18 protein-coding genes are annotated in these 19,786 nt (G+C 64.1%); 10 read left to right on the top strand and 8 right to left on the bottom strand.

Annotated features, from left to right (window positions below; genetic code table 11):
- Position 1 precedes the first annotated feature (1 nt).
- The 7 genes from ASR47_RS15145 to ASR47_RS15115 all read right to left on the bottom strand — a co-directional run bounded on the left by ASR47_RS15145 (position 2) and on the right by ASR47_RS15115 (position 6,600).
- Complete coding sequence (locus ASR47_RS15145; protein ID WP_065308609.1) at positions 2-1,825, bottom strand: ATP-binding protein; 1,824 nt, start codon at positions 1,823-1,825, stop codon at positions 2-4.
- Complete coding sequence (locus ASR47_RS15140; protein ID WP_245714359.1) at positions 1,822-2,907, bottom strand: ATP-binding SpoIIE family protein phosphatase; 1,086 nt, start codon at positions 2,905-2,907, stop codon at positions 1,822-1,824. Before ASR47_RS15140 ends, ASR47_RS15145 begins: the two co-directional genes overlap by 4 nt.
- Complete coding sequence (locus ASR47_RS15135) at positions 2,904-3,317, bottom strand: anti-sigma regulatory factor (protein WP_065308607.1); 414 nt, start codon at positions 3,315-3,317, stop codon at positions 2,904-2,906. The genes ASR47_RS15140 and ASR47_RS15135 overlap by 4 nt, the downstream gene beginning before the upstream one ends.
- A 34-nt stretch (positions 3,318-3,351) precedes the next feature.
- Positions 3,352-3,714 (bottom strand): STAS domain-containing protein, encoded by a 363-nt coding sequence (locus ASR47_RS15130; RefSeq protein WP_065308606.1) that lies wholly within the window; start codon positions 3,712-3,714, stop codon positions 3,352-3,354.
- A gap of 7 nt (positions 3,715-3,721) precedes the next feature.
- Positions 3,722-4,600, bottom strand: coding sequence for an STAS domain-containing protein (locus tag ASR47_RS15125; protein ID WP_065308605.1), 879 nt, complete (start codon positions 4,598-4,600; stop codon positions 3,722-3,724).
- Between the two features lie 177 nt (positions 4,601-4,777).
- On the bottom strand, positions 4,778-5,782 hold the full coding sequence (locus ASR47_RS15120) for an NADP-dependent oxidoreductase (protein ID WP_065308604.1): 1,005 nt from the start codon (positions 5,780-5,782) through the stop codon (positions 4,778-4,780).
- Between the two features lie 2 nt (positions 5,783-5,784).
- On the bottom strand, positions 5,785-6,600 hold the full coding sequence (locus ASR47_RS15115; protein ID WP_065308603.1) for an oxidoreductase: 816 nt from the start codon (positions 6,598-6,600) through the stop codon (positions 5,785-5,787).
- Between the two features lie 104 nt (positions 6,601-6,704).
- Between ASR47_RS15115 and ASR47_RS15110 the strand changes: the two genes are divergently transcribed.
- From ASR47_RS15110 to ASR47_RS15085, 6 genes are all read left to right on the top strand, one after another.
- A complete protein-coding gene (locus tag ASR47_RS15110; protein WP_065308602.1) occupies positions 6,705-7,145 on the top strand; it encodes a winged helix-turn-helix transcriptional regulator in 441 nt (146 codons plus the stop codon).
- Between the two features lie 110 nt (positions 7,146-7,255).
- Positions 7,256-7,666: a hemerythrin domain-containing protein gene (locus tag ASR47_RS15105; RefSeq protein ID WP_065308601.1), complete on the top strand. Its 411-nt coding sequence runs from the start codon at positions 7,256-7,258 to the stop codon at positions 7,664-7,666.
- A 37-nt stretch (positions 7,667-7,703) separates the two neighbouring features.
- The gene (hmpA, locus tag ASR47_RS15100; protein ID WP_065308600.1) at positions 7,704-8,885 is read left to right on the top strand and encodes an NO-inducible flavohemoprotein; all 1,182 of its coding nucleotides are present in this window, start codon (positions 7,704-7,706) and stop codon (positions 8,883-8,885) included.
- A 107-nt stretch (positions 8,886-8,992) separates the two neighbouring features.
- On the top strand, positions 8,993-9,301 hold the full coding sequence (locus tag ASR47_RS15095) for a DUF485 domain-containing protein (RefSeq protein WP_065308599.1): 309 nt from the start codon (positions 8,993-8,995) through the stop codon (positions 9,299-9,301).
- Positions 9,298-10,971 (top strand): cation acetate symporter, encoded by a 1,674-nt coding sequence (locus tag ASR47_RS15090; RefSeq protein ID WP_065308598.1) that lies wholly within the window; start codon positions 9,298-9,300, stop codon positions 10,969-10,971. The genes ASR47_RS15095 and ASR47_RS15090 overlap by 4 nt, the downstream gene beginning before the upstream one ends.
- A 135-nt stretch (positions 10,972-11,106) precedes the next feature.
- Entirely contained in the window at positions 11,107-13,584 is a 2,478-nt protein-coding gene (locus tag ASR47_RS15085) for an ATP-binding protein (RefSeq protein ID WP_082988946.1), read from the top strand.
- A gap of 9 nt (positions 13,585-13,593) precedes the next feature.
- Here the strand turns inward: ASR47_RS15085 and ASR47_RS15080 are convergent, their stop codons facing one another.
- Positions 13,594-14,040 (bottom strand): RrF2 family transcriptional regulator, encoded by a 447-nt coding sequence (locus ASR47_RS15080; protein WP_065308596.1) that lies wholly within the window; start codon positions 14,038-14,040, stop codon positions 13,594-13,596.
- 345 nt (positions 14,041-14,385) lie between these two features.
- Here ASR47_RS15080 and ppc point away from each other — a divergent pair, with 345 nt between their 5' ends.
- The 4 genes from ppc (at position 14,386) to ASR47_RS15065 (ending at position 19,704) form a co-directional block, all read left to right on the top strand.
- Positions 14,386-17,139, top strand: coding sequence for a phosphoenolpyruvate carboxylase (gene ppc / locus ASR47_RS15075; RefSeq protein WP_217270567.1), 2,754 nt, complete (start codon positions 14,386-14,388; stop codon positions 17,137-17,139).
- A 75-nt stretch (positions 17,140-17,214) separates the two neighbouring features.
- The gene (gene pyk, locus ASR47_RS15070; RefSeq protein WP_065308594.1) at positions 17,215-18,675 is read left to right on the top strand and encodes a pyruvate kinase; all 1,461 of its coding nucleotides are present in this window, start codon (positions 17,215-17,217) and stop codon (positions 18,673-18,675) included.
- A gap of 289 nt (positions 18,676-18,964) precedes the next feature.
- A complete protein-coding gene (locus ASR47_RS27430) occupies positions 18,965-19,141 on the top strand; it encodes a hypothetical protein (RefSeq protein WP_171898947.1) in 177 nt (58 codons plus the stop codon).
- A complete protein-coding gene (locus tag ASR47_RS15065) occupies positions 19,138-19,704 on the top strand; it encodes a DUF6891 domain-containing protein (protein WP_065308593.1) in 567 nt (188 codons plus the stop codon). Before ASR47_RS27430 ends, ASR47_RS15065 begins: the two co-directional genes overlap by 4 nt.
- The last annotated feature ends 82 nt before the right edge of the window (positions 19,705-19,786 follow it).

Here is a 19,786-nt window from a genome sequence, read left to right as displayed (position 1 = left end):
GCTAGTTCCCGGGTTGAGTTGCCATGCGGCGCGACAGGGCCTGCTGTGATTCTTGTATTGTTGTGCGGCCATCCTGCGGTATCAGGCCACGCAGGCCGGCCAGCAGTTGCGGCCGCAGCAGCGGCTTGATGTAATAGGCGTCGGCGCCCAGGGCCAGTCCCTTGCGCTGGTCTTCGACTTCGGTGGCGATAATGACAGGTACGTGGCGGCGCAGCGGATCGTTTTTCAGCTCGGCCAGCCAGTGCCAGGAGTTTTCGCCGTGCAACAAGATATCGAGCAGCACGGCGGCGGGGCGTTCCTGCTCCCACAGCTCGACGGCCTCGTGCACGCTGCGCGCGAAGACCGGGCGAAACTCGGTATCGGCCAAAAATTTCTGGTACAGCAGGCGTATCGATGCGTTGTCTTCCACCACCAGCACGGCGATGCGATCGTCGCTGCCGGCTTGGCCTGACGGCGCTGGTATCGGGTCGTCGCTGGCGCGCGCGTCATGGCGTACGGGCAGGGTGACGGAAAACACCGAGCCGGTGCCGGGCGTGCTTTCCACCGCCACCTTGCCGCCGAGCAGGGTCGCCAGGTTGCGGCACAGCGGCAGGCCCAGGCCGGTGCCCTTGACCCTGCGCTGCAAATGGTTTTCCACCTGGCTGAATTCCTCGAAGATGAGCTGCTGGTCTTCGGCGCTGATACCCAGGCCCGTGTCGGCGACGGCAAAGCGGATCGCGCCTTGCGCCGGCAGCGGCGTGGCGCTGACAACGATGGCGCCCGCTTCGGTGAACTTGAGCGCGTTCGAGATGAAATTGCGCAGAATTTGCGACAGCTTGCCTTCGTCGCTGTGCATCTCCAGCGCCGGATCGGGGTCGATGAAGGTCAGGCTCAGCGATTCGGACACCAGCAGCGGGCGCAGCATGCCGCGCAGCGCGCTGAACAGGTCGGCCACGTTGAAGGTGCTGGCGTGGACGTCGACCTTGCCCGCTTCGATCTTCGCCAGATCCAGCAGGTCGTTGACCAGGTCGTTCAGGCCGACCGCGCTTTGCAGGATGAACATCACCTGCTTTTCCTGTTCCACCGACAGCTCGCCATCGACGCGGTCGATCAGCAGCTTGGACAGCGCGCGAATCGAGCTCAATGGCGTGCGAAATTCATGGCTCATGTTGGACAGGAAGCGCGACTTCATCTGGTCGGCACGGCGCAGGTGGTCGGCCTTTTCGTCGAGTTCCGCATACAGCGCCACCACGCCGCGGTTGGTGTCTTCCAGCTCGCGCGTGAGCTGCAGCAGTTCGTCCTGGCGCGTTTTCAGTTCGGCCAACGTCGCCAGCAGCTCGTGGTTCTGCTGTTGCACTTCGGCCAGGGTGATATCGGACGGCAGCGCCTGCAGGCTGCCCGAGAGCGCGCCGATTCTCGGCCCGGTGAGCAGCGGCGCCTCGCGCGGGAACAGCTTTTGCAGCGTGATCTCGGTGCCCTTGCCCGGCACGCTGTGGATCTCGAACCGGTCCATCAGGCGGCGCGCGCCGAGGATGCCCAGGCCCATGCCGGTCTGCGACTGGTACTGGCCGGCCAGGATGCGATCGAGCTGGGCGATGCCGGGGCCACGGTCTTCGATGCGGATCGAGAACACCTGCGGCGCCGTGCTGCCGTCGATGGCGAAATGAATCTTGCCGCTGCCGGCGTAGTTGTACACGTTACGCGCCAGTTCCGATACCGCCGTGGCGATGCGTACCTGGTCCTGCACGCCGAAGCCGCACAGGGCGGCGATCTGGCGCGCACGCTGGCGCGCGCCGACCACGTCGAGTTCATTGCCGATCACCGCCGTCAGGATGCGCTGGCTCATGCCGCCTCCGCCGGTGCCTCGCCGGCCTGGTGCTCGCGCAGCACCACCACGCCGACGTCGTCGCGCCCGCGCGAAAAATCGCGGTACAGCACGGCGGCGATCAGGGCCGGGTGGCAGCGCGACAGGCCGGGGTACTGGTCCAGATCCCAGCGTGTGTGCAGGCCGTCCGAGTGCATCACCAGCAAGCTGCCGCTTTGCCACGGATGCTGGAATTCCTGCACCTTGCGCAGATTGCTGCCGACAATGCCGTTATGCGACAGCAGGTGGCGGCAGCGTCCGTCTTCGAACGCACAGGCGGCGATATTGCCCACGCCGGCAAAGCGCAGTTCGCGCCGTTCGCGGTCGACATGGGCCAGCGCCATCGCCGCGCCGCGCGTGCCGGCCAGCGCGGCATGCGCCAGTTTCAGAAAGCTGCCGGGCAGCGGCGCCAGGCCGGGAGCACAGGTCTCGAGCAGCGCGCTGGCGGTCTCGGACGCTTCGGCCGCATGTGGGCCATGGCCCAGGCCATCGGCCATCATCAGGCTCATTTCATGGCCTTCGAAGACCACATTCCAGGCGTCGCCGCTCACTTCCTCGGACGCCAGAGGCAGGCAGACGGCGCCAACCTGCCAGCCGGGATCGGCGGGGACTTCGGCGTTGGCCGTCGCGCCCCATACCACCATCATCAGCACCGTCCCCATGCCCGGCAGCGAATACAGGTCGAACTCCTGGCTCAGCCGGCCGATCGCGCCCAGGCCCACGCCATAGGTGCCGGCCGTGGAATGGCCGTCCTGCAGGTACTGGGCCACGTTGCGCATGCCCGGCCCCTTGTCGATGGCCAGCACCTCGATGCCGTGGATGGCGCCGCGCGTGACCTTGCGCAGCAGGAGCTCGCCGTGGCCTGCGTGCTTGACGATATTGGTGGCCGCTTCGCTGATGACGATGGCCAGCTGGCCGGTGCGCACATCGTCAAAACCGATGCGCCGCGCCAGCATGTTGCCGGCGCGGCGCGCGGCCGCGATTTCGCTCGGTTCTCCGACAGGGAAGCGTTGCTGCCTGAAGGCCTCAGGCGAGAGCTCAGGCGAAGATACGGCGAGGTTCAAAACAGCTTCCATTTCACGATCGTGACGGTGGTGCCGGCACCGGGGGTGGTGTCGATCCGGAATTCATCGGACAGGCGCTTGGCGCCGCCCAGACCCAGTCCCAGTCCGCCGCCACTGGTATAGCCGTCCGACAGCGCCAGGGCAATGTCGGCGATGCCGGGGCCCTGGTCGCTGAAACTCAGTTCCAGGCCCTGGCGGCTGCCGTCGCGCAGATAATCGATGCGGCCCTCGCCGCCGCCGCCATAGCGCAGCACATTGCGCGCCAGTTCGCTGGCCGCCGTGATGTACTTGGTCTGCTCGACCAGCCCGAAGCGCATGGCGATCATGCTTTCACGGACCTGCTTGCGCAGCCGCACCACGTCTTCATCCGTGTGCAGGGGCAGCACCTGCGCTTCGCCGGGACCGCTCATTGCGCACTCGCAATGGTTGCGCGCTCACGCGCCCTCAATCCCACAGGCTGCCCCGTTCCAGCAGCTTGATGCCCAGTTCCACGTTCAGCGCCGTGCTCACGCCTTCGAGCGTCAGGCCCAGTTCGACCAGCGTGATGGCGACGGCCGGCTGCATGCCGACCACCACCGTGCGCGCGTCGAGGATCTTGGCCATCGCGGCCGTATTGCTGATCATGCGGCCGATAAAGGAGTCGACGATGTCGAGCGCGGAAATGTCGATCAGCACGCCCGTGGCGCGGTCCTTGACGATGCGCGCCGTCAGGTCGTCCTGCAAGGTCATGGCCAGGCGGTCATGCATGTCCACCTGGATCGTGACCAGCAGCAGCCGGCCCATGCGTAAAATGGGAATTCTTTCCATGGGCGTCTCAGTCTGCCTGCTTCGAATAGGTGATGGTCGAACCGGTGCGCTTCAGGGCCACCACGAAGGCGTCGGCCAGGGTGGCCTTGGTGATCACGTCTTCCAGGTTCACGCCCAGGTGCACGATGGTTTGCGCGATCTGCGGACGGATGCCGCTGATGATGCAGTCGGCGCCCATCAGGCGGGCCGCGGCGATGGTTTTCAGCAGGTGCTGGGCGACCAGGGTGTCGACGGTGGGCACGCCGGTGATGTCGATGATGGCGATCAGGGCGCCGGTGTCGACGATTTTCTGCAGCAGGCTTTCCATCACCACCTGGGTGCGGGCGCTGTCCAGGGTGCCGATCAGCGGCAGGGCCAGCACGTTTTTCCACAGTTGCACCACCGGCGTGGACAGCTCCAGCAATTCCTGCTGCTGGCGCATGATGACCTGCTCGCGCGCTTTTTGATAGATTTCGATGGTCAGCAGGCCCAGCTTGTCGAACAGGATGCTGGTGCCGACAATGGCCTCGCTCAGCTGCTGCGGCGTGTCGTCCAGCGCCGTGCGCAGGTAGCCGAACAGCGGTTCCTTGAGCGAGAAGATAAAGCTGGCGGTGTCGATCGGCGAATAGCCCTGGCGCACGCGCGACTGCGAAATTTCGGTCAGCAACTGGCGCGTATCATCCCAGGCGCGCGCTTCGATGTCGAACGAGTCGCTGCTTTCCAGTGCGCCGGCCAGCGAGGGCAGAAATTGCGCCGCCTGCTGGCGCAGTTCGTTTTCAGCGATCTTGTCACGGCGCATCAGCCTGCCGATCAGGTCGGCCATCCAGCCTTCCAGCAATTGGGTATGGTGTTGGCTGATCATGCCGGCCAGTTGCCTGGCCTGGCCAGTGCCGCTTACTGTGTTCATGCTTGTCCTTGGCTGTCATGTTGGGTATGCCGTTTGTCCCGTCAACGCCGCCTTGCATGGCGGCGCCGGGACACAATCAGGCGCAATCGGATTATAGGCCGCGCCAGCCGGTTTTTGAGGTTCTATTGTGTACATTGCAGCAAAGGAGCGCTGTTTTTCGCATCGCTCCTGAAAAACTCAGTTTTGCATGGCGATCACCACCTTGCCTTTGGCGCGGCCGCTCTCGACATGGGCCAGCGCCTGCGGCGTTAGCTCGAACGGGAACACGCGGTCGATCACCGGCCGGATCGCACCCGCGTCGACCAGTTCGGCGATCTGGCGCAGCTGAGCGCCGTCGGCGCGCATGAACAGGAAGTCATAATCAACCTGGCGCCGGCGCGCCTGGCGGCGCACGCCGGCGCTCAGCAGCCGCACCACCAGTTTCACCAGCCATGGCGCACCGAGCTTGTGCGCAAAGGCCGGATCGGGCGGGCCGGAAATCGAGATCAGGCGCCCGCCCGGCTTGAGCACGCCCAGCGACTTGCGCAAGGTCGCGCTGTCCTGGCTGTGCAGCACCACGTCGTAGTCGCGCAGCACGGCGGCGATATCGTCTTTTTTGTAGTCGATCACCAGGTCGGCGCCCAGTTCCTTGACCCAGGCCGCGTTGGCGGCGCTGGTGCTGGTGGCGACAAACGCACCGAGGTGCTTGGCCAGCTGGATGGCAAAGCTGCCCACGCCGCCGGAACCGGCCTGGATAAACACTTTTTGCCCTGGCCGCAGCCTGGCAAGGCCGACCAGCGCCTGCCAGGCCGTCAGGCCCACCAGCGGCAGGGACGCCGCCTGTTCCATCGTCAGGGTCGCAGGCTTGCTGGCCAGCGCATCCTGTTTGACGGCGATGCGCTCGGCAAACGCGCCGATGCGCATGTCGCCGGGGCGCGCATAGACCTCGTCGCCGACTGCGAAGCCGGTGACCGTCGCGCCCACCTGCAGCACCGTGCCGGCCACATCGTGGCCCAGCACCAGCGGCACCTTGTAGGGCAGGATCAGCTTGAATTCGCCATTCCTGATTTTCGCGTCGAGCAGGTTGACGCCGGCCGCATGCACCTGCACCAGCACCTCGTCGTCGGCCAGCACCGGTTCGGCCACCCGGGCCAGGCGCAGTTGCTGTTGTTTGCCATAGGCTTCGAGCAGATAGGCTTGCATGTTCAGCCCTCCAGCCGCAGGTCTTTGCGCACACCCGCGTCGAGCACGCTGGCCGGCGCATAGCGGCGCAGCAGCCGCATGCGCTTGGCCAGGCCCGGCGCGTAGCGCAGCTGGTGCTTGCGCGCGCCAGCCGCCTTGACGATGATCTCGGCCACCACCTCGGGGCCATCGGCGCCGACCAGCACCTGCCTGACACGCTGTTCGACCTTTTCGCAGATGGCCCGGTAGGCCGCCAGCGGCGCGTCGGGCGCCATCAGGTTGGCGTCGAACGGCGTATTGATATAGGCGGGTTCCACCACCGACACGCGCACGCCCATCGTGCGCAGTTCATGGTCGAGCGCTTCCGAATAGCCGGCCACCGCGTGTTTGCTGGCCGAATACAGGGCCATGTAAGGCATCGGCAAAAAGCCCAGCACCGAGCCGATATTGATGATATGGCCGCTGCCTTGCGCACGCATGTGCGGCGCCACCGCACGCGTCATGCGCACCAGGCCGAAAAAATTGGTGTCGAAGATGGCGCGCGCCTGGTCCAGCGAGCTTTCCTCGGCGGCGGCCGGCGCCACGCCGAAGCCGGCGTTATTGACCAGCAGGTCGATGCGGCCGGCGCGTCGCATCACTTCCCTGACCAGCGCCTCGACCGAGTCGTCGCTGGTGACGTTGAGCGCCAGCATCTCGAAGGGCTGGCCTCCGTTGCCGGCGGGGCGGCGGCTGGTGCCGAACACCTGATAGCCGACCCTGGCCAGATGCCGGGCGGTGGCCTGGCCGATGCCGGAAGAGGCGCCGGTGACAATGGCGACGCGGTGGCTTGCTTGCTGCATGAATGACTCCTGATGGTGATGGTTGGTGCGACGAACCGGTTCGTGTTACTATCTTTTCAGTACGAATATTACTATCTTTTTGAAAGTAAAAGTAAACGCTCGCCATGATTACTGAAAATAATTCCACCACAGGGGCGTGTCCCATCGCCCGCAGCCTGGCCGTGTTCGGCGACGCCTGGAGCCTGTTGATCCTGCGCGACGCGCATGCTGGCCTCACGCGTTTCGACCAGTTCCGCAAGCACCTCGGCATCGTGCCGACCATGCTGACGCGCCGCCTGGCCAGCCTGACCCAGGAAGGGCTGCTGGAAAAACATCGCTATTCCGAAACGACGCGCGAAGAGTACCGGCTGACAGACGCCGGGCGCGATCTGCTGCCGGTGCTGGTGATGCTGGGCGAGTGGGGCCGGCGGCACCGCTGCGAAGGCCGGCTGTCGCGCATGCTCGACGTGGCCACCGGCGCCGAGGTCAAGCCGGTGGTGATCGATGAGGTGACGGGCGCGCGCATCGGCACGCGGCCGCTGCGCCTCGAAATTCCCGACGACTGACAATGCACGCCGCAAGCCGGCGTGGCCGGCTGCGGCTTAAAACATGCATGTAATTTGCATGTTTAAGCGCAAGGCGCTACACTGGCGGCACTTCTACCGCGGAAACCACCATGAATATCGATAAATTCAAACATGAACACGTGGCCATCCTGTCGGCCATCGACCAGCTGCGTACCCTGGCGCGCAGCGGCGTGGCGGCGCAGGCGCAGGCGATCGCCGAACAGGTCGTCGCCATGAGCGGCCTGGTCAAGCTGCACCTGGCTGTCGAGCAGCGCGTGCTGTATCCGGCCGTGCAGGCGTGCGGCGTGGCCAGGGTGGCACGCCTGGGCCGCCAGTACGAAACGGAGATGCAAGGCATCGCCGGCGACTACCTGGCCTTTGCCGGGCGCTGGAATACGGCCGTGCGGCTGGCGCAGGAGCCTGACGCCTTCCGCAGCGAAGCCAATCTGGTGTTGCACGCGCTGTACCAGCGCATGCGCCGCGAAGAGACCGAACTGTATCCGGCCGTCGAAGCCATCTGAATCCACATAGCTATCCACCTCATTACAGGAGTTTTTCATGCTGACCCAGCCACAACGCGACATCGTTAGCGCCACCGTGCCGATCCTCGAGCAGGGCGGCGAAGCGCTGACCCGCCACTTTTACCAGGGCCTGTTCCGCGATTATCCGGAAGTTCTGCCGTACTTTAACCAGGCGCACCAGCACAGCGGCGAGCAGCAGCGCGCGCTGGCCAACGGCGTGCTGGCCTATGCGCGCAATATCGACCGGCTCGACGCCCTGGGCGGCCTGGTCGCCACCATCGTCAACAAGCACGTGGCGCTGCAGATCCGCGCCGAGCACTATCCACTGGTAGGCGCCAGCCTGCTCAAGGCGATCCGCGAAGTGCTGGGCGAGGAGGTGGCGACCGACGCCGTGATCGACGCCTGGGGCGCGGCCTACGGCCAGCTGGCCGAGATCCTGGCCGGCGAAGAAGGGCGCATCTACCGGCAACAGGCCAGTGCGCCCGGCGGCTGGAGTGGCGCGCGCGATTTTCAGGTGGTCGGCAAGGTGGCGGAGAGCGAAGAAATCACCTCGTTCCTGATGGCGCCGGTGGACGGCAAGGCGGTGCTGGCGTTTGCGCCGGGCCAGTATATCGGCGTGGTGGTCAATGTCGACGGCGTGCCGATGCGGCGCCAGTATTCGCTGTCGGCCGCCAGCAATGGCCAGACCTACCGCATCAGCGTCAAGCGCGAGCCGGGCGGCAAGGTATCGAATTATTTGCATGACCAGGTACACCTGGACGGCGTGGTGCAACTGACGCCGCCGTCGGGCCAGTTCGTGCTGGCCGACGGCGACAAGCCGCTGGTGCTCATTTCGGGCGGCGTCGGCATCACGCCGACCCTGGCCATGTTGACGCAGGCCCTGCGCGGCAAGCGCCCGGTGCACTTTATCCATGCGGCACGCAACCATGGCGTGCATGCGTTTCGCGCGCAGATCGACGCACTGGCGGCGCGGCATCCGCAACTGAAACGCCATTACTGCTATGCGGAACATGGCGGGCCCGAACATGCGCCGGACGCCGTCGGCCTGCTGGGCAAGGCGCAGCTGGCGCAATGGCTGCCCGCCTCGCGCGATGTCGATGCGTATTTCCTGGGACCGCAGCCGTTCATGCGCGCCGTAAAGGGCTACCTGCGCGAACTGGGCGTGCCGGAAAACCAGACCCACCATGAGTTTTTCGGTCCCGCGTCCGCCCTGAACTGAAATGTCGAAATGCCGCCCGCCGTAAGGGGCGGGTAAGCCTCGCCCTTTATTGTGGTAGCCAAGCTCGAAACAAAAGAGCATGGTTTCATATAAATGGAGGCAACAAAATGCAAGACGATCTGGTTCAAAAAATCAAGGGCGACCCCAATTATCACAAGCTGGTCAAGGTACGTTCGACGTTCGGCTGGTGGCTGACGGCCGCCATGATGGTGGTCTATTACGGCTACATCCTGCTGATCGCCTTCAACAAGGAATTTCTCGCCTCGAAAACGGGCGCCGGCGTGATGACCTGGGGCATGCCGATCGGCCTGTTCGTGATCGTCTTCACGGTGGTGGTGACCGGCATCTATGTCAGCCGCGCCAACAAGCAGTTCGACGAGCTGACGGCCGCCATCGCCAAGCGGGTGCAGGTATGAGCGCCGTCCGGCAGTTCCGGCGCGCCCTGGCAGGATTGACTTTGTCAGGCGGCAGCGGCGCGGTCATGGCCGCCGGCGCCGACCTGGGCCAGGCGGTGCAGCAGCCGACCAACTGGACCGCGATCATCATGTTCGCCGTGTTCGTCATCTTTACCCTGTTCGTCACCAAATGGGCGGCCGCGAAAACCAAGTCGGCCTCGGACTTCTACACGGCCGGTGGCGGCATCACCGGTTTCCAGAACGGCCTGGCGATCGCCGGCGACTATATGTCGGCCGCATCGTTCCTCGGCATTTCCGCCGCCGTCTTTCTGAATGGCTATGATGGCCTGATCTACGCCATCGGCTTCCTGGTCGGCTGGCCCATCATCACCTTTTTAATGGCCGAGCGCCTGCGCAACCTGGGCCGCTATACCTTTGCCGACGTCGCCGCCTACCGCTTCAAGCAGGCGCCGATCCGCATTTTCTCGGCATCGGGCACTCTGGTGGTGGTCGCCTTTTACCTGATCGCGCAGATGGTCGGCGCCGGCCAATTGATCAAGCTGCTGTTCGGCCTCGAATACTGGATCGCCGTGGTGCTGGTCGGTACCCTGATGATGATCTACGTGCTGTTTGGCGGCATGACGGCCACCACCTGGGTACAGATCATCAAGGCGGTGATGCTGCTCGGCGGCGCCAGCTTCATGGCCATTGCCGTGCTGGCGCAGTTCAACTTCAGCCCCGAAGCGCTGTTTGCCAGGTCGGTCGACGTGCACGCCACCAAGGAAGCCATCATGGGTCCGGGCAGCTTTATCAAGGACCCGATTTCGGCCATCTCCTTCGGCATGGCGCTGATGTTCGGCACGGCTGGCCTGCCGCACATCCTGATGCGTTTCTTCACCGTGCCGAGCGCCAAGGAAGCGCGCAAATCGGTGTTCTGGGCCACCACCTGGATCGCCTATTTCTATATCCTGACCTTCATTATCGGTTTTGGCGCCATCGTGCTGGTCAGCACCAATCCCGAATTCAAGGATGCGGCCGGCAAACTGCTGGGCGGCAACAACATGGCGGCCGTGCACCTGGCCAAGGCGGTCGGCGGCAATGTGTTCCTGGGCTTTATGTCGGCCGTGGCGTTTGCCACCATCCTGGCCGTGGTGGCCGGTTTGACCCTGTCGGGCGCCTCGGCCGTCTCGCACGACCTGTACGCCACCGTCATCAAGAAGGGCAAGGCCACCGGTGCGAACGAACTGAAAGTGTCGCGCGTGACCACCATCGTGCTGGGCATTATCGCCGTCGTGCTGGGCATCGCCTTTGAAAAGCAGAACATCGCCTTCATGGTCTCGCTGGCGTTTGCGATTGCCGCCTCGGCCAACTTCCCGGTGCTGTTCATGTCGGTGCTGTGGAAAGACTGCACCACGCGCGGCGCCACCATCGGCGGCTTCCTCGGTTTGATCACGGCGGTCGGCCTGACGGTGGTGTCGAAATCGGTGTGGGTCGACGTGCTGGGCCATCCGGCAGCGCTGTTCCCCTACGCTTCGCCGGCGCTGTTCTCGATGACGGCCGGTTTCGTCGGCATCTGGCTGTTCTCCATCCTCGACAAGAGCCCGCGCGCGCGCATCGACCGCGCCGGCTACGAGGCGCAGCAAATGCGTTCGGAAACGGGCATCGGCGCGGCGGGCGCCAGCGCGCACTGATCTGAGGCGCAGTGAAGGAAGCAGGGCAGGCCGGTGCGCAAGCACCGGCTTTTTTCATGGCCTCCAAATAAACGCCCAGCTCATCAGTAATCATGGCATAGTCCCCGGCTACCTCTGACTGGAGCCCGATGTTGTATGGATACGCCCCCGACCTTCCCCTGTGACGCCGCCTTGCCGCAGCGTCCGCCCACGGAAGGTCTCCTGGGTTTCGAGCCGTTTCTGCAGGCCATGCCCACACCGTGTGTGGTAATGACGCCACAAATGACCATCGTTACCGCCAATGCCGCCTATCTGCGCCTGTCCGGGCGCCGTGTTGCCGATGTGGTGGGGCGCAATGTGTTCCACGCCTTTCCCGGCAATCCCGCTGATCCGCACGCCGACGGCGTCGCCAACCTGCGCGCCTCGCTGCTGCGCGTGTGCGCCACCGCGCGCCCGGACAAGATGGAGTTGCAGCGCTATGACATCGCCACCGAAGCCAATGGCACAGACTACCAGGCGCGCTACTGGAAAATCCAGAACGCGCCCGTGCTCGATGCCGATGGCGCCGTTGCCTGGATCATGCACACGGTCGAGGAGCTGACCGACTTTTATCTGCCGCGCAAGAACACCTTGCGCGATGTGCTGGCCAATCTGGCCGAAGCGCTGCGCAACCTGAAGGGTGAGGGCGACATCGGCCACGCGGCATCGGCCATCCTGGGCGAGGCGCTGGGCGCCAGCCGGGTCGGCTACGGCACCCTCAACCTGGCCGCCGATACCCTGGGCGTCGTGCGCGACTGGTGCGCGCCGGGCGTCGACAGCCTGGCCGGCAGCAACGCCTTGCGCGGTTATGGCGCGCTGGTCGACGAGCTCAGGCGCGATCGTTTCATCGCCATTGCCAATGTCGATCACGATCCGCGCACGGCGCCCCTGGCGGCGCACCTGCGCGCGCGCGATGCGGCCGCCTTTGTCCATGTGCCGGTGGTGGAGGATGGTGCGCTGGTGGCCGTGCTGTTCGTCAACGACAGGCGCGAACGGCACTGGACGGCGGAAGAACTGGTGCTGATCAAGGAAGTGGCGGCGCGCATCCGCATTGCCGCCGAGCGCGCACGCAGTGAGGCCGCGCTGAGCCAGAGCGAAGCGAAGTTTCGCATCATTACCGACGCCATGCCGCAGATGGTGTGGTCAACCTTGCCGGACGGCTACCACGATTACTACAACGAGCAGTGGTACCGCTACACGGGCGTGCCGAACGGCTCGACCAATGGCATGGGCTGGAACGATATTTTTCATCCCGACGACCGCGCGCGTGCCTGGGACGCCTGGCATGCCTGCCTGGCCAGCGGCAAGGTGTATGAAATCCAGTACCGTTTGCGCCACCACAGCGGCATTTACCGCTGGGTGCTGGGGCGTGCCTTGCCGATCCGCGACCACCTTGGCGGCATCACGCGCTGGATGGGCACCTGCACCGATATCGACGATCAAAAGCGGGCCGAGGAGGAACTGCGCCGGCTGGGCGTGCGCAAGGATGAATTCCTGGCCATGCTGGCGCACGAGCTGCGCAATCCGCTCGCGCCCATCAGCAGCGCGGCGCAACTGCTGATGTTTGGCGCGGCCGATCCGCAACGCGTGCAAAAGTCGGCCGGCGTGATCCAGCGCCAGGTGCGCCATTTGACCAACCTGGTCAACGATTTGCTCGACGTGTCGCGCGTCACGCGCGGCCTGGTGCAGCTGGACCGGCGCGTGATCGACCTGCGCGAGGTGCTGCACGGCGCCATCGAACAGGTGCGCCCGTCCATCGAGGCGCGCCGCCACCAGCTGGCGCTGGTCTTGCCGCCAGCGCCGGTGCTGGTGCATGGCGACCGGACCAGGCTGGTACAGGTGGTGGCCAACCTGCTGGGCAATGCGGCCAAATACACGGCACTCGGCGGGCATCTGAGCATGTCGCTGCAGCTGGCGCAGGGGCAGGCTTGCATTATTGTCGGCGACGATGGCATCGGCATGACCCCCGATCTGCTGCCGCATGTGTTCGAACTGTTCGTGCAAGCCGAGCGCACGCCGGACCGCGCCCAGGGCGGCCTGGGGCTGGGCCTGGCGCTGGTGCAGAGGATTGCGCAACTGCATGGCGGCAGTGTGCAGGCCCATAGCGCCGGGCTGGGCCAGGGCAGCACCCTGACCGTCTGCCTGCCGGTATCGTCTGCGCCGGCGCAGGACAGCGCGCCGCAGGCCGGTGCGGCAGAAGCGGCGCCACTGGCGAACACAAATTTGCCGAGCTTGCTGCTGCTGGACGACCATGTCGATGGCGCCCACATGCTGGGCGCCTTGCTGCGCGCGCGCGGTTTCGACGTGACGATCGCCCACGACGGCGCGTCCGTGTTGCGCCTGGCGCAAGTGCGGCGCTTCCAGGTGTACATCCTCGATATCGGCCTGCCCGGCATGGATGGCTATGAAGTGGCGCGGCGCCTGCGCGCCAGTGCCAGCGCCGAGATCGCCCAGGCGCGGCTGCTGGCGCTGACCGGCTACGGCAAGGCCGAAGACCGGCAGCGGGCGCTCGATGCCGGCTTTGACCATCACCTGGTCAAGCCGGTTGACTTCGATGCGCTGTTGACATTGCTGGCCAGGCCCGCCAGATCCTGAACTGCCGCCTCAGTGTTCCAGTTTCAAGGCGATCACGCCGGCCAGCGCGGCCGGCGCCGGCGCCAGGATGGACGCCAGCGTCACCTGGTCGAGCACGGCCAGGAAGGCGCCGGTCGCCTGGCCCAGCGCCGATTTCAGTTTGCAGTCCGGTGTCAGCGGACAGGTATTGTTGTCCTTGTTAAAACACTCGGCCATGAAAAAATCGCTTTCCGTCTCGCGCACCACGGTGCCGATATTGATCTCGGACGGCTCGCGCGCCAGGCGCAGCCCGCCGTTGCGGCCACGCACGGTTTCCACGATGCCCGACAGTCCCAGCTGGTGCACCACTTTCATCAGATGGTTTTTCGAAATCAGATGCAGGTCGGCGATGTCCTGGATGGTGACCAGCCGGTCGCGGTTGGCGCCCAGGTACATCAGGGTACGCAGGGTATAGTCGGTATAGGCGGTCAGTCGCATGGCAGGTCAGCTTGTTAAAGATGTGAAATACATCCTTGTTTCTGGCGCCAGCATACAGCAAAAGAACGTCGTTTTCATGGACCTGGCGATAAAAGCAGATTGCATTTCGGCTAAATGCGTAGTAAATTTTCATATTGTTGGAGTGCGAACCGACAGGCAAACAGGCAGCAAGCCCTGTAGACCCCTTTTTTGCATGGGAAAGGGCGCAGAATGAAGGAGATGCCAGGGCATTGAGGTAAATTTACTACAAATTTAGGAATGCAATTTTCTTGATGGAAATCGCATAAACGCAATCAATCGGCAAACAGTTGCAGTCCGCTGGTGGCTGCCCCGGGAAGACATACCATGCAAATGAATGAAGTAAAAGACGAATTGCTCAGCAGCGATATCCGCCAGCTGGGCCGCCTGCTGGGCGACGCCATCCGCAGTCAATTGGGTGACGCCGCCTTCGACGGCATCGAAAACGTGCGCCAGCTGGCGATCCGTTTCCGCCGCGATCACGACGAAACGGCGCGCGCGCAATTGTCCGACGCGCTCGAAAGCATGTCGCAGGAAGAAACCACGCAACTGATACGCGCCTTCAGCTATTTCTCGCTGCTGGCCAATATTGCCGAAGACCAGCACCATATCCGTCGCACGCGCGCCCACCTGATCGCCGGCTCGCCGCCGCGCCAGGGCAGCTTGCGCCATGCGGTCGGCAATGTATTTGACGCCGGCCAGGCCGATGCGCTGGAAACGTTTTTTGAAGACGCCTTTGTCAGCCCGGTGTTTACGGCGCACCCGACCGAAGTGCAGCGCAAGAGCATCCAGAACTGCCAGCTGGCCATCGCGCGCCTGCTGAACGAACGCGACCGCGTGCAGATGACGCCCGAGGAAGCCGAACAGAACGAGGAAGCGCTGGGGCGCGGCATCGTGACACTATGGCAGACGCGCCTGCTGCGCACCACCAAGCTGTCGGTGATGGACGAAGTGGAAAACGGCCTGTCCTTCTACGACCATACGATCTTGCGCGAACTGCCGCAGCTGTACTCGTCGCTGGAAACCATGCTGGCGCAGCGCGATGCGCGCTGGGAAGACACCGAATTACCCAATTTTATGAAAGTCGGCAGCTGGATCGGCGGCGACCGCGACGGCAACCCGTTCGTGACGGCCGATATCCTGCGCAGCACCTTGCAGCAGCAGGCCAGCAAGGTCTTCGGTTTTTACCTGGAAGAATTGCGCAAGCTCGCTTCGCAACTGTCGCTGGCGCAAAAACTCAATGGCTGCAGCGACGACTTGCGGGCGCTGGCCGAACGCTCTGCCGATGCTTCGCCGCACCATGCGGACGAACCGTACCGCCGCGCCCTGCATGGTGTGGTGGCGCGCGCGGAAGCGGCGCGTTTTGTTCTGTGCGGCAAAGGCAAGCAGGCCGACGGCGTCACGCCGTATGCCTCGGCAGCCGAGCTGCTGGCCGACCTGGACGTGGTGCATCATTCGCTGGCCGGCAACGGCCTGCGCGCGCTGGCCCGTGGCCGCCTGCGCCAGCTGCGCCGTGCGGTAAAAGTGTTCGGCTTTTCGCTGGCGCCGCTGGACCTGCGCCAGAATTCCGACGTGCATGAACGGGTGGTCGGCGAGCTGTTTGCCGGCGTGCAGCCTGGCCTGGTCTACCTTGAGCTGGACGAGGAAGCGCGCATCGCCTTGCTGCTCAAGGAATTGTCGTCGCCGCGCCTGCTGATGTCGCCGTTTGCGCAATACTCGGAAGAAACAACGGGCGAACTCGCCATTTTCCGCGGCGTGCGCGACGCGCACCTGAAATACGGCCGCGAGTCGGTGCCGAACTGCATCATCTCGAAGGCGGCCAGCGTTTCGGACCTGCTGGAAGTGGCGCTGCTGCTCAAGGAAGCGGGCCTGCTGCGCCAGGACAGTCTGGAAGTCGATGTCAATATCATCCCGCTGTTCGAAACCATAGACGACTTGCGCGCTGGCCCGGCCATCATGGCGCGCGCCTTTGGCCTGCCGTTCTACAGCGGCCTGCTCGCTTCGCGCGGCCGCCAGCAGGAAGTCATGCTGGGCTATTCGGACAGCAACAAGGACGGCGGTTTCCTCACTTCGGGCTGGGAACTGTACAAGGCCGAGATCGAACTGGTCAATGTGTTCAGGGAACACCAGGTCAAGCTGCGCCTGTTCCATGGCCGCGGCGGTTCGGTTGGCCGTGGTGGTGGCCCCAGCTATGAAGCCATCCTGGCCCAGCCGGCCGGCGCCGTGCAAGGCCAGATCCGTTTGACCGAGCAGGGCGAAGTCATTACCGCCAAGTATGCGAACCCGGAAGTGGGGCGCCGCAACCTGGAAGTGCTGGTGGCCGCCACCATCCAGTCGACCCTGCTGCCGCAGGCGCAGCTGCAGCCCAAGGCGTCGGCTGGCGCGGGCCACCTGGCCGCGATGGAAGAACTGTCGGGTACGGCCCTGAACGCCTACCGCGAGCTGGTGTACGGCACCGAAGGCTTCGAGCAGTATTTCTGGGAATCGACCGTGATTGCCGAGATTGCCGCCCTCAATATCGGCAGCCGCCCGGCTTCGCGCAAGAAATCGACCTCGATCGAAGACCTGCGCGCGATTCCGTGGGTGCTGAGCTGGGCCCAATGCCGCTTGATGCTGCCGGGCTGGTTCGGCTTCGGTTCGGCCGTGCAAGCCTATGTCAAAGCCCATCCGGACACCGGCGCCGAACTGCTGCGCGGCATGTACCAGGACTGGCCGTTCTTCACTTCCCTGCTGTCGAACATGGACATGGTGCTGGCCAAGAGCGATATCGCGATTGCCGGCAAGTATGCCGAGCTGGTCAAGGACGAAGCCCTGCGCACGGCGATTTTCACGCGCATCCGCGCCGAATACGCTGCCACGCTGGACGCCCTGAAACTGATTACGGGCCAGGAAGAACTGCAGCAAGCCAACCCGCTGCTGCAGCGCTCGATCCGCCACCGCTTCCCGTATATCGATCCGCTCAATCACGTGCAGGTGGAATTGCTCAAGCGCTTCCGCGAAGGCAAGCAGGATGCGGCCGCGCGTACCGGCATTCATCTGTCGATCAATGGTATTGCGGCCGGCTTGCGCAACAGCGGCTAAGTTTTATCTCCCCAACAGTGTAATCGGCCAGCCCACGAGGCTGGCCGCCGTATGACCTTTTATAGAAAGCACACAATGACTCTGCAAACCCAGCAACGCGCGACCAAGATTGTCGCCACCATCGGCCCTGCCTCCAACGACATCGACACCTTGGTGCGCATGTTCAAGGCCGGCGTCGACGTGGTGCGCCTGAATTTTTCGCACGGCAAGGCGCAGGACCATATCGACCGCGCGCGCATGGTGCGTGAAGCGGCGGCCCTGTGCGGCCGCGAAGTGGCCATCATGGCCGACTTGCAAGGCCCGAAAATTCGCGTCGGCAAGTTTGAGGAAGGCAAGATTTTCCTGGAAAAAGGCGACAAATTTATCCTGGACGCGAAATGGGGCGAAAACGGTGAACTGGGCAACCAGGAACGCTGCGGCCTGGACTACAAGGAACTGCCGCGCGACCTGCGCGCCGCCGACGTGCTGCTGTTGAATGACGGCCTGATCGTGCTGACGGTCGACAAGGTCGTCGGCAGCGAAATCCACACCACCGTGAAGATCGGCGGCGAACTGTCGAACAACAAGGGCATCAACCGCCAGGGCGGGGGACTGTCTGCGCCGGCGCTGACGGCGAAAGACATGGAAGACGTCAAGACCGCCATGAGCTTCCAGGCCGACTACGTGGCCGTATCGTTCCCGAAAAACGCCACCGACATGGTGATGGCGCGCCAGCTGGCCAATATCGCCGGCGAAGCGTGGGACCACAAGCCGATGATGATCGCCAAGATCGAGCGCGCCGAAGCGATTCCGGCGCTGCAGGAAATCCTCGACGCCTCCGACGGCATCATGGTCGCGCGTGGCGACCTGGCGGTGGAAGTGGGCAATGCAGCCGTGCCGGCCCTGCAAAAGCGCATGATCAAGATGGCGCGCGTGTCCAATAAACTGGCGATTACCGCCACGCAGATGATGGAATCGATGATCGTCAACGCCGTGCCGACCCGCGCGGAGGTCTCCGACGTGGCCAACGCCGTGCTCGACGGCACCGACGCCGTGATGACCTCGGCTGAAACGGCTTCGGGCCGCTATCCGATCGAAACCGTCGAAGCGATGGCCGCCATCTGCCTGGACGCCGAAAAATGGGACACCGTGAAGCTCGACGCCGATTTCCTGAACGCCACTTTTACCCGCATCGACCAGTCGATCGCCTATGGCGCCCTGTTTACGGCGTATCACCTGCGCGTAAAGGCGATTGCCACCCTGACGGAATCGGGCTCGACCGCCCTGTGGATGAGCCGCTGCAATATCGACATCCCCATCGTGGCGCTGACTCCGAGCGTGACGACCCGTCGCAAGCTGGCCCTGTACCGCAACGTCAGCACCATCAGCCTGGAATCGGGCACCGACCGCGACAAGGTCCTGAAACAGGCGGAACAGCTGCTGGTCGAGCACAAGGTGGTGTCGAAAGGCGATACCGTGGTGGTTACCTGGGGCGAGCCGATGGGCAAAGTGGGCGGCACCAATTCGCTGAAGATCACCAAGATCGGCCAGCACTGATCGCCGGATGCCGGCCGGGCGCAGTGTGTTACCAGATGCTACGCCAGGAAAACAATCATTGGAAAGCGGCCGGGCAGGGCAGCGTTGTGCTCGACGCCAGGCTGCTGACTGCCGGCACACTGGTCGCACAGCGCCAGAAATCGCTCCGCCATTGGTAGCCGGGCCCCTTAAGACAAGCTGAAAATGGCGCTGCTGGCGGCGTGCAGCGGCGAGGAAGGTCGAACCGCTATTGCGCCGCCAGCCGTTCCATGTCAGCATGGCCCTTCACTGAACGCTAGCGGAGTGCGCCATGACTGCCTATATTCCTGCCCTGATCTGGTCGATGTCGGCCGTTGCCTGCCTGTTGGTCGCCAAGCGCCGCAACCTGAAAGCCACGGCGCCCATGGCGTGCATGGTGACCTTGCTGGGGCCGCTCGCGATTCCCTATGTGCTGGCCTTGAAACCCGTCAAACGGAACGCTGCATGACCGACAGTGAACAGCATGTAGCCGACAGCGTCCGGCAGTGGGTGTGGTCGGGCTTTTACACGCGCGACGACATCGAACAGATGATGGATGATATCGTCGATGACGACTGCGATGTCGACGCGTTGCGCTCCCTGATCGGCCCCATGCTGCGCGAGAAGCAAAAGGCCGAGCGCGGCTGGTCGGAGCTCACCGATTGCGACCGGCTCGACCAGGTCTTTTACGGTCTGCACGAGCGTGGCATCTGCGCGCTGGCCAATGCCGGCTACACCAAGTCCGATGGCTATGCCGACGTGGCCGAAGCGGTGGCCGACGCGCCCGACGATCACTACACGGGCTATTGCTTTTACCACGGCCAGGATGTCGAGCGCGCCATCGAAGGCCACGGCGTGATGCTGGCGTTTGGCGACCTGGGCGACGATGATGCACGGGGCATACAGCTGGGGCAAGTGATCGCCGAGGCGCTGCGCGAGGCCGGCTTTCAGGTGGCGTGGGACGGCACCATGCAAACCCGTATCAATCTGCCGGTGTTTGACTGGAAACGGCGGGCGGCGCAAGCATCATGATTTTTGTCATCGTTGCGAATATCACGTTGCTCGCGGACATGGCCGAGACACTGGCCCGAGAGTAGCCGCGGTTTGCTTGTGG

The organism is Janthinobacterium psychrotolerans, assembly GCF_001677885.1.
Lineage (GTDB): Bacteria > Pseudomonadota > Gammaproteobacteria > Burkholderiales > Burkholderiaceae_D > Janthinobacterium > Janthinobacterium psychrotolerans.
The sequence above is the reverse complement of the archived record's forward strand: the minus strand, read 5'-3'. Positions and strand labels throughout refer to the sequence as shown.

What these genes read in the sequence shown, in the direction of transcription:
- ASR47_RS15115 (WP_065308603.1), bottom strand. Translation starts at nt 6,600, where the DNA reads ATGCAGCAAGCAAGCCACCGCGTCGCCATTGTCACCGGCGCCTCTTCC.
- ASR47_RS15130 (WP_065308606.1), bottom strand. Translation starts at nt 3,714, where the DNA reads ATGGAAAGAATTCCCATTTTACGCATGGGCCGGCTGCTGCTGGTCACG.
- ASR47_RS15065 (WP_065308593.1), top strand. Translation starts at nt 19,138, where the DNA reads ATGACCGACAGTGAACAGCATGTAGCCGACAGCGTCCGGCAGTGGGTG.
- hmpA (WP_065308600.1), top strand. Translation starts at nt 7,704, where the DNA reads ATGCTGACCCAGCCACAACGCGACATCGTTAGCGCCACCGTGCCGATC.
- ASR47_RS15090 (WP_065308598.1), top strand. Translation starts at nt 9,298, where the DNA reads ATGAGCGCCGTCCGGCAGTTCCGGCGCGCCCTGGCAGGATTGACTTTG.
- ppc (WP_217270567.1), top strand. Translation starts at nt 14,386, where the DNA reads ATGCAAATGAATGAAGTAAAAGACGAATTGCTCAGCAGCGATATCCGC.
- ASR47_RS15085 (WP_082988946.1), top strand. Translation starts at nt 11,107, where the DNA reads ATGGATACGCCCCCGACCTTCCCCTGTGACGCCGCCTTGCCGCAGCGT.
- ASR47_RS15125 (WP_065308605.1), bottom strand. Translation starts at nt 4,600, where the DNA reads ATGAACACAGTAAGCGGCACTGGCCAGGCCAGGCAACTGGCCGGCATG.
- pyk (WP_065308594.1), top strand. Translation starts at nt 17,215, where the DNA reads ATGACTCTGCAAACCCAGCAACGCGCGACCAAGATTGTCGCCACCATC.
- ASR47_RS15080 (WP_065308596.1), bottom strand. Translation starts at nt 14,040, where the DNA reads ATGCGACTGACCGCCTATACCGACTATACCCTGCGTACCCTGATGTAC.
- ASR47_RS15105 (WP_065308601.1), top strand. Translation starts at nt 7,256, where the DNA reads ATGAATATCGATAAATTCAAACATGAACACGTGGCCATCCTGTCGGCC.
- ASR47_RS27430 (WP_171898947.1), top strand. Translation starts at nt 18,965, where the DNA reads ATGACTGCCTATATTCCTGCCCTGATCTGGTCGATGTCGGCCGTTGCC.
- ASR47_RS15135 (WP_065308607.1), bottom strand. Translation starts at nt 3,317, where the DNA reads ATGAGCGGTCCCGGCGAAGCGCAGGTGCTGCCCCTGCACACGGATGAA.
- ASR47_RS15095 (WP_065308599.1), top strand. Translation starts at nt 8,993, where the DNA reads ATGCAAGACGATCTGGTTCAAAAAATCAAGGGCGACCCCAATTATCAC.
- ASR47_RS15120 (WP_065308604.1), bottom strand. Translation starts at nt 5,782, where the DNA reads ATGCAAGCCTATCTGCTCGAAGCCTATGGCAAACAACAGCAACTGCGC.
- ASR47_RS15145 (WP_065308609.1), bottom strand. Translation starts at nt 1,825, where the DNA reads ATGAGCCAGCGCATCCTGACGGCGGTGATCGGCAATGAACTCGACGTG.
- ASR47_RS15110 (WP_065308602.1), top strand. Translation starts at nt 6,705, where the DNA reads ATGATTACTGAAAATAATTCCACCACAGGGGCGTGTCCCATCGCCCGC.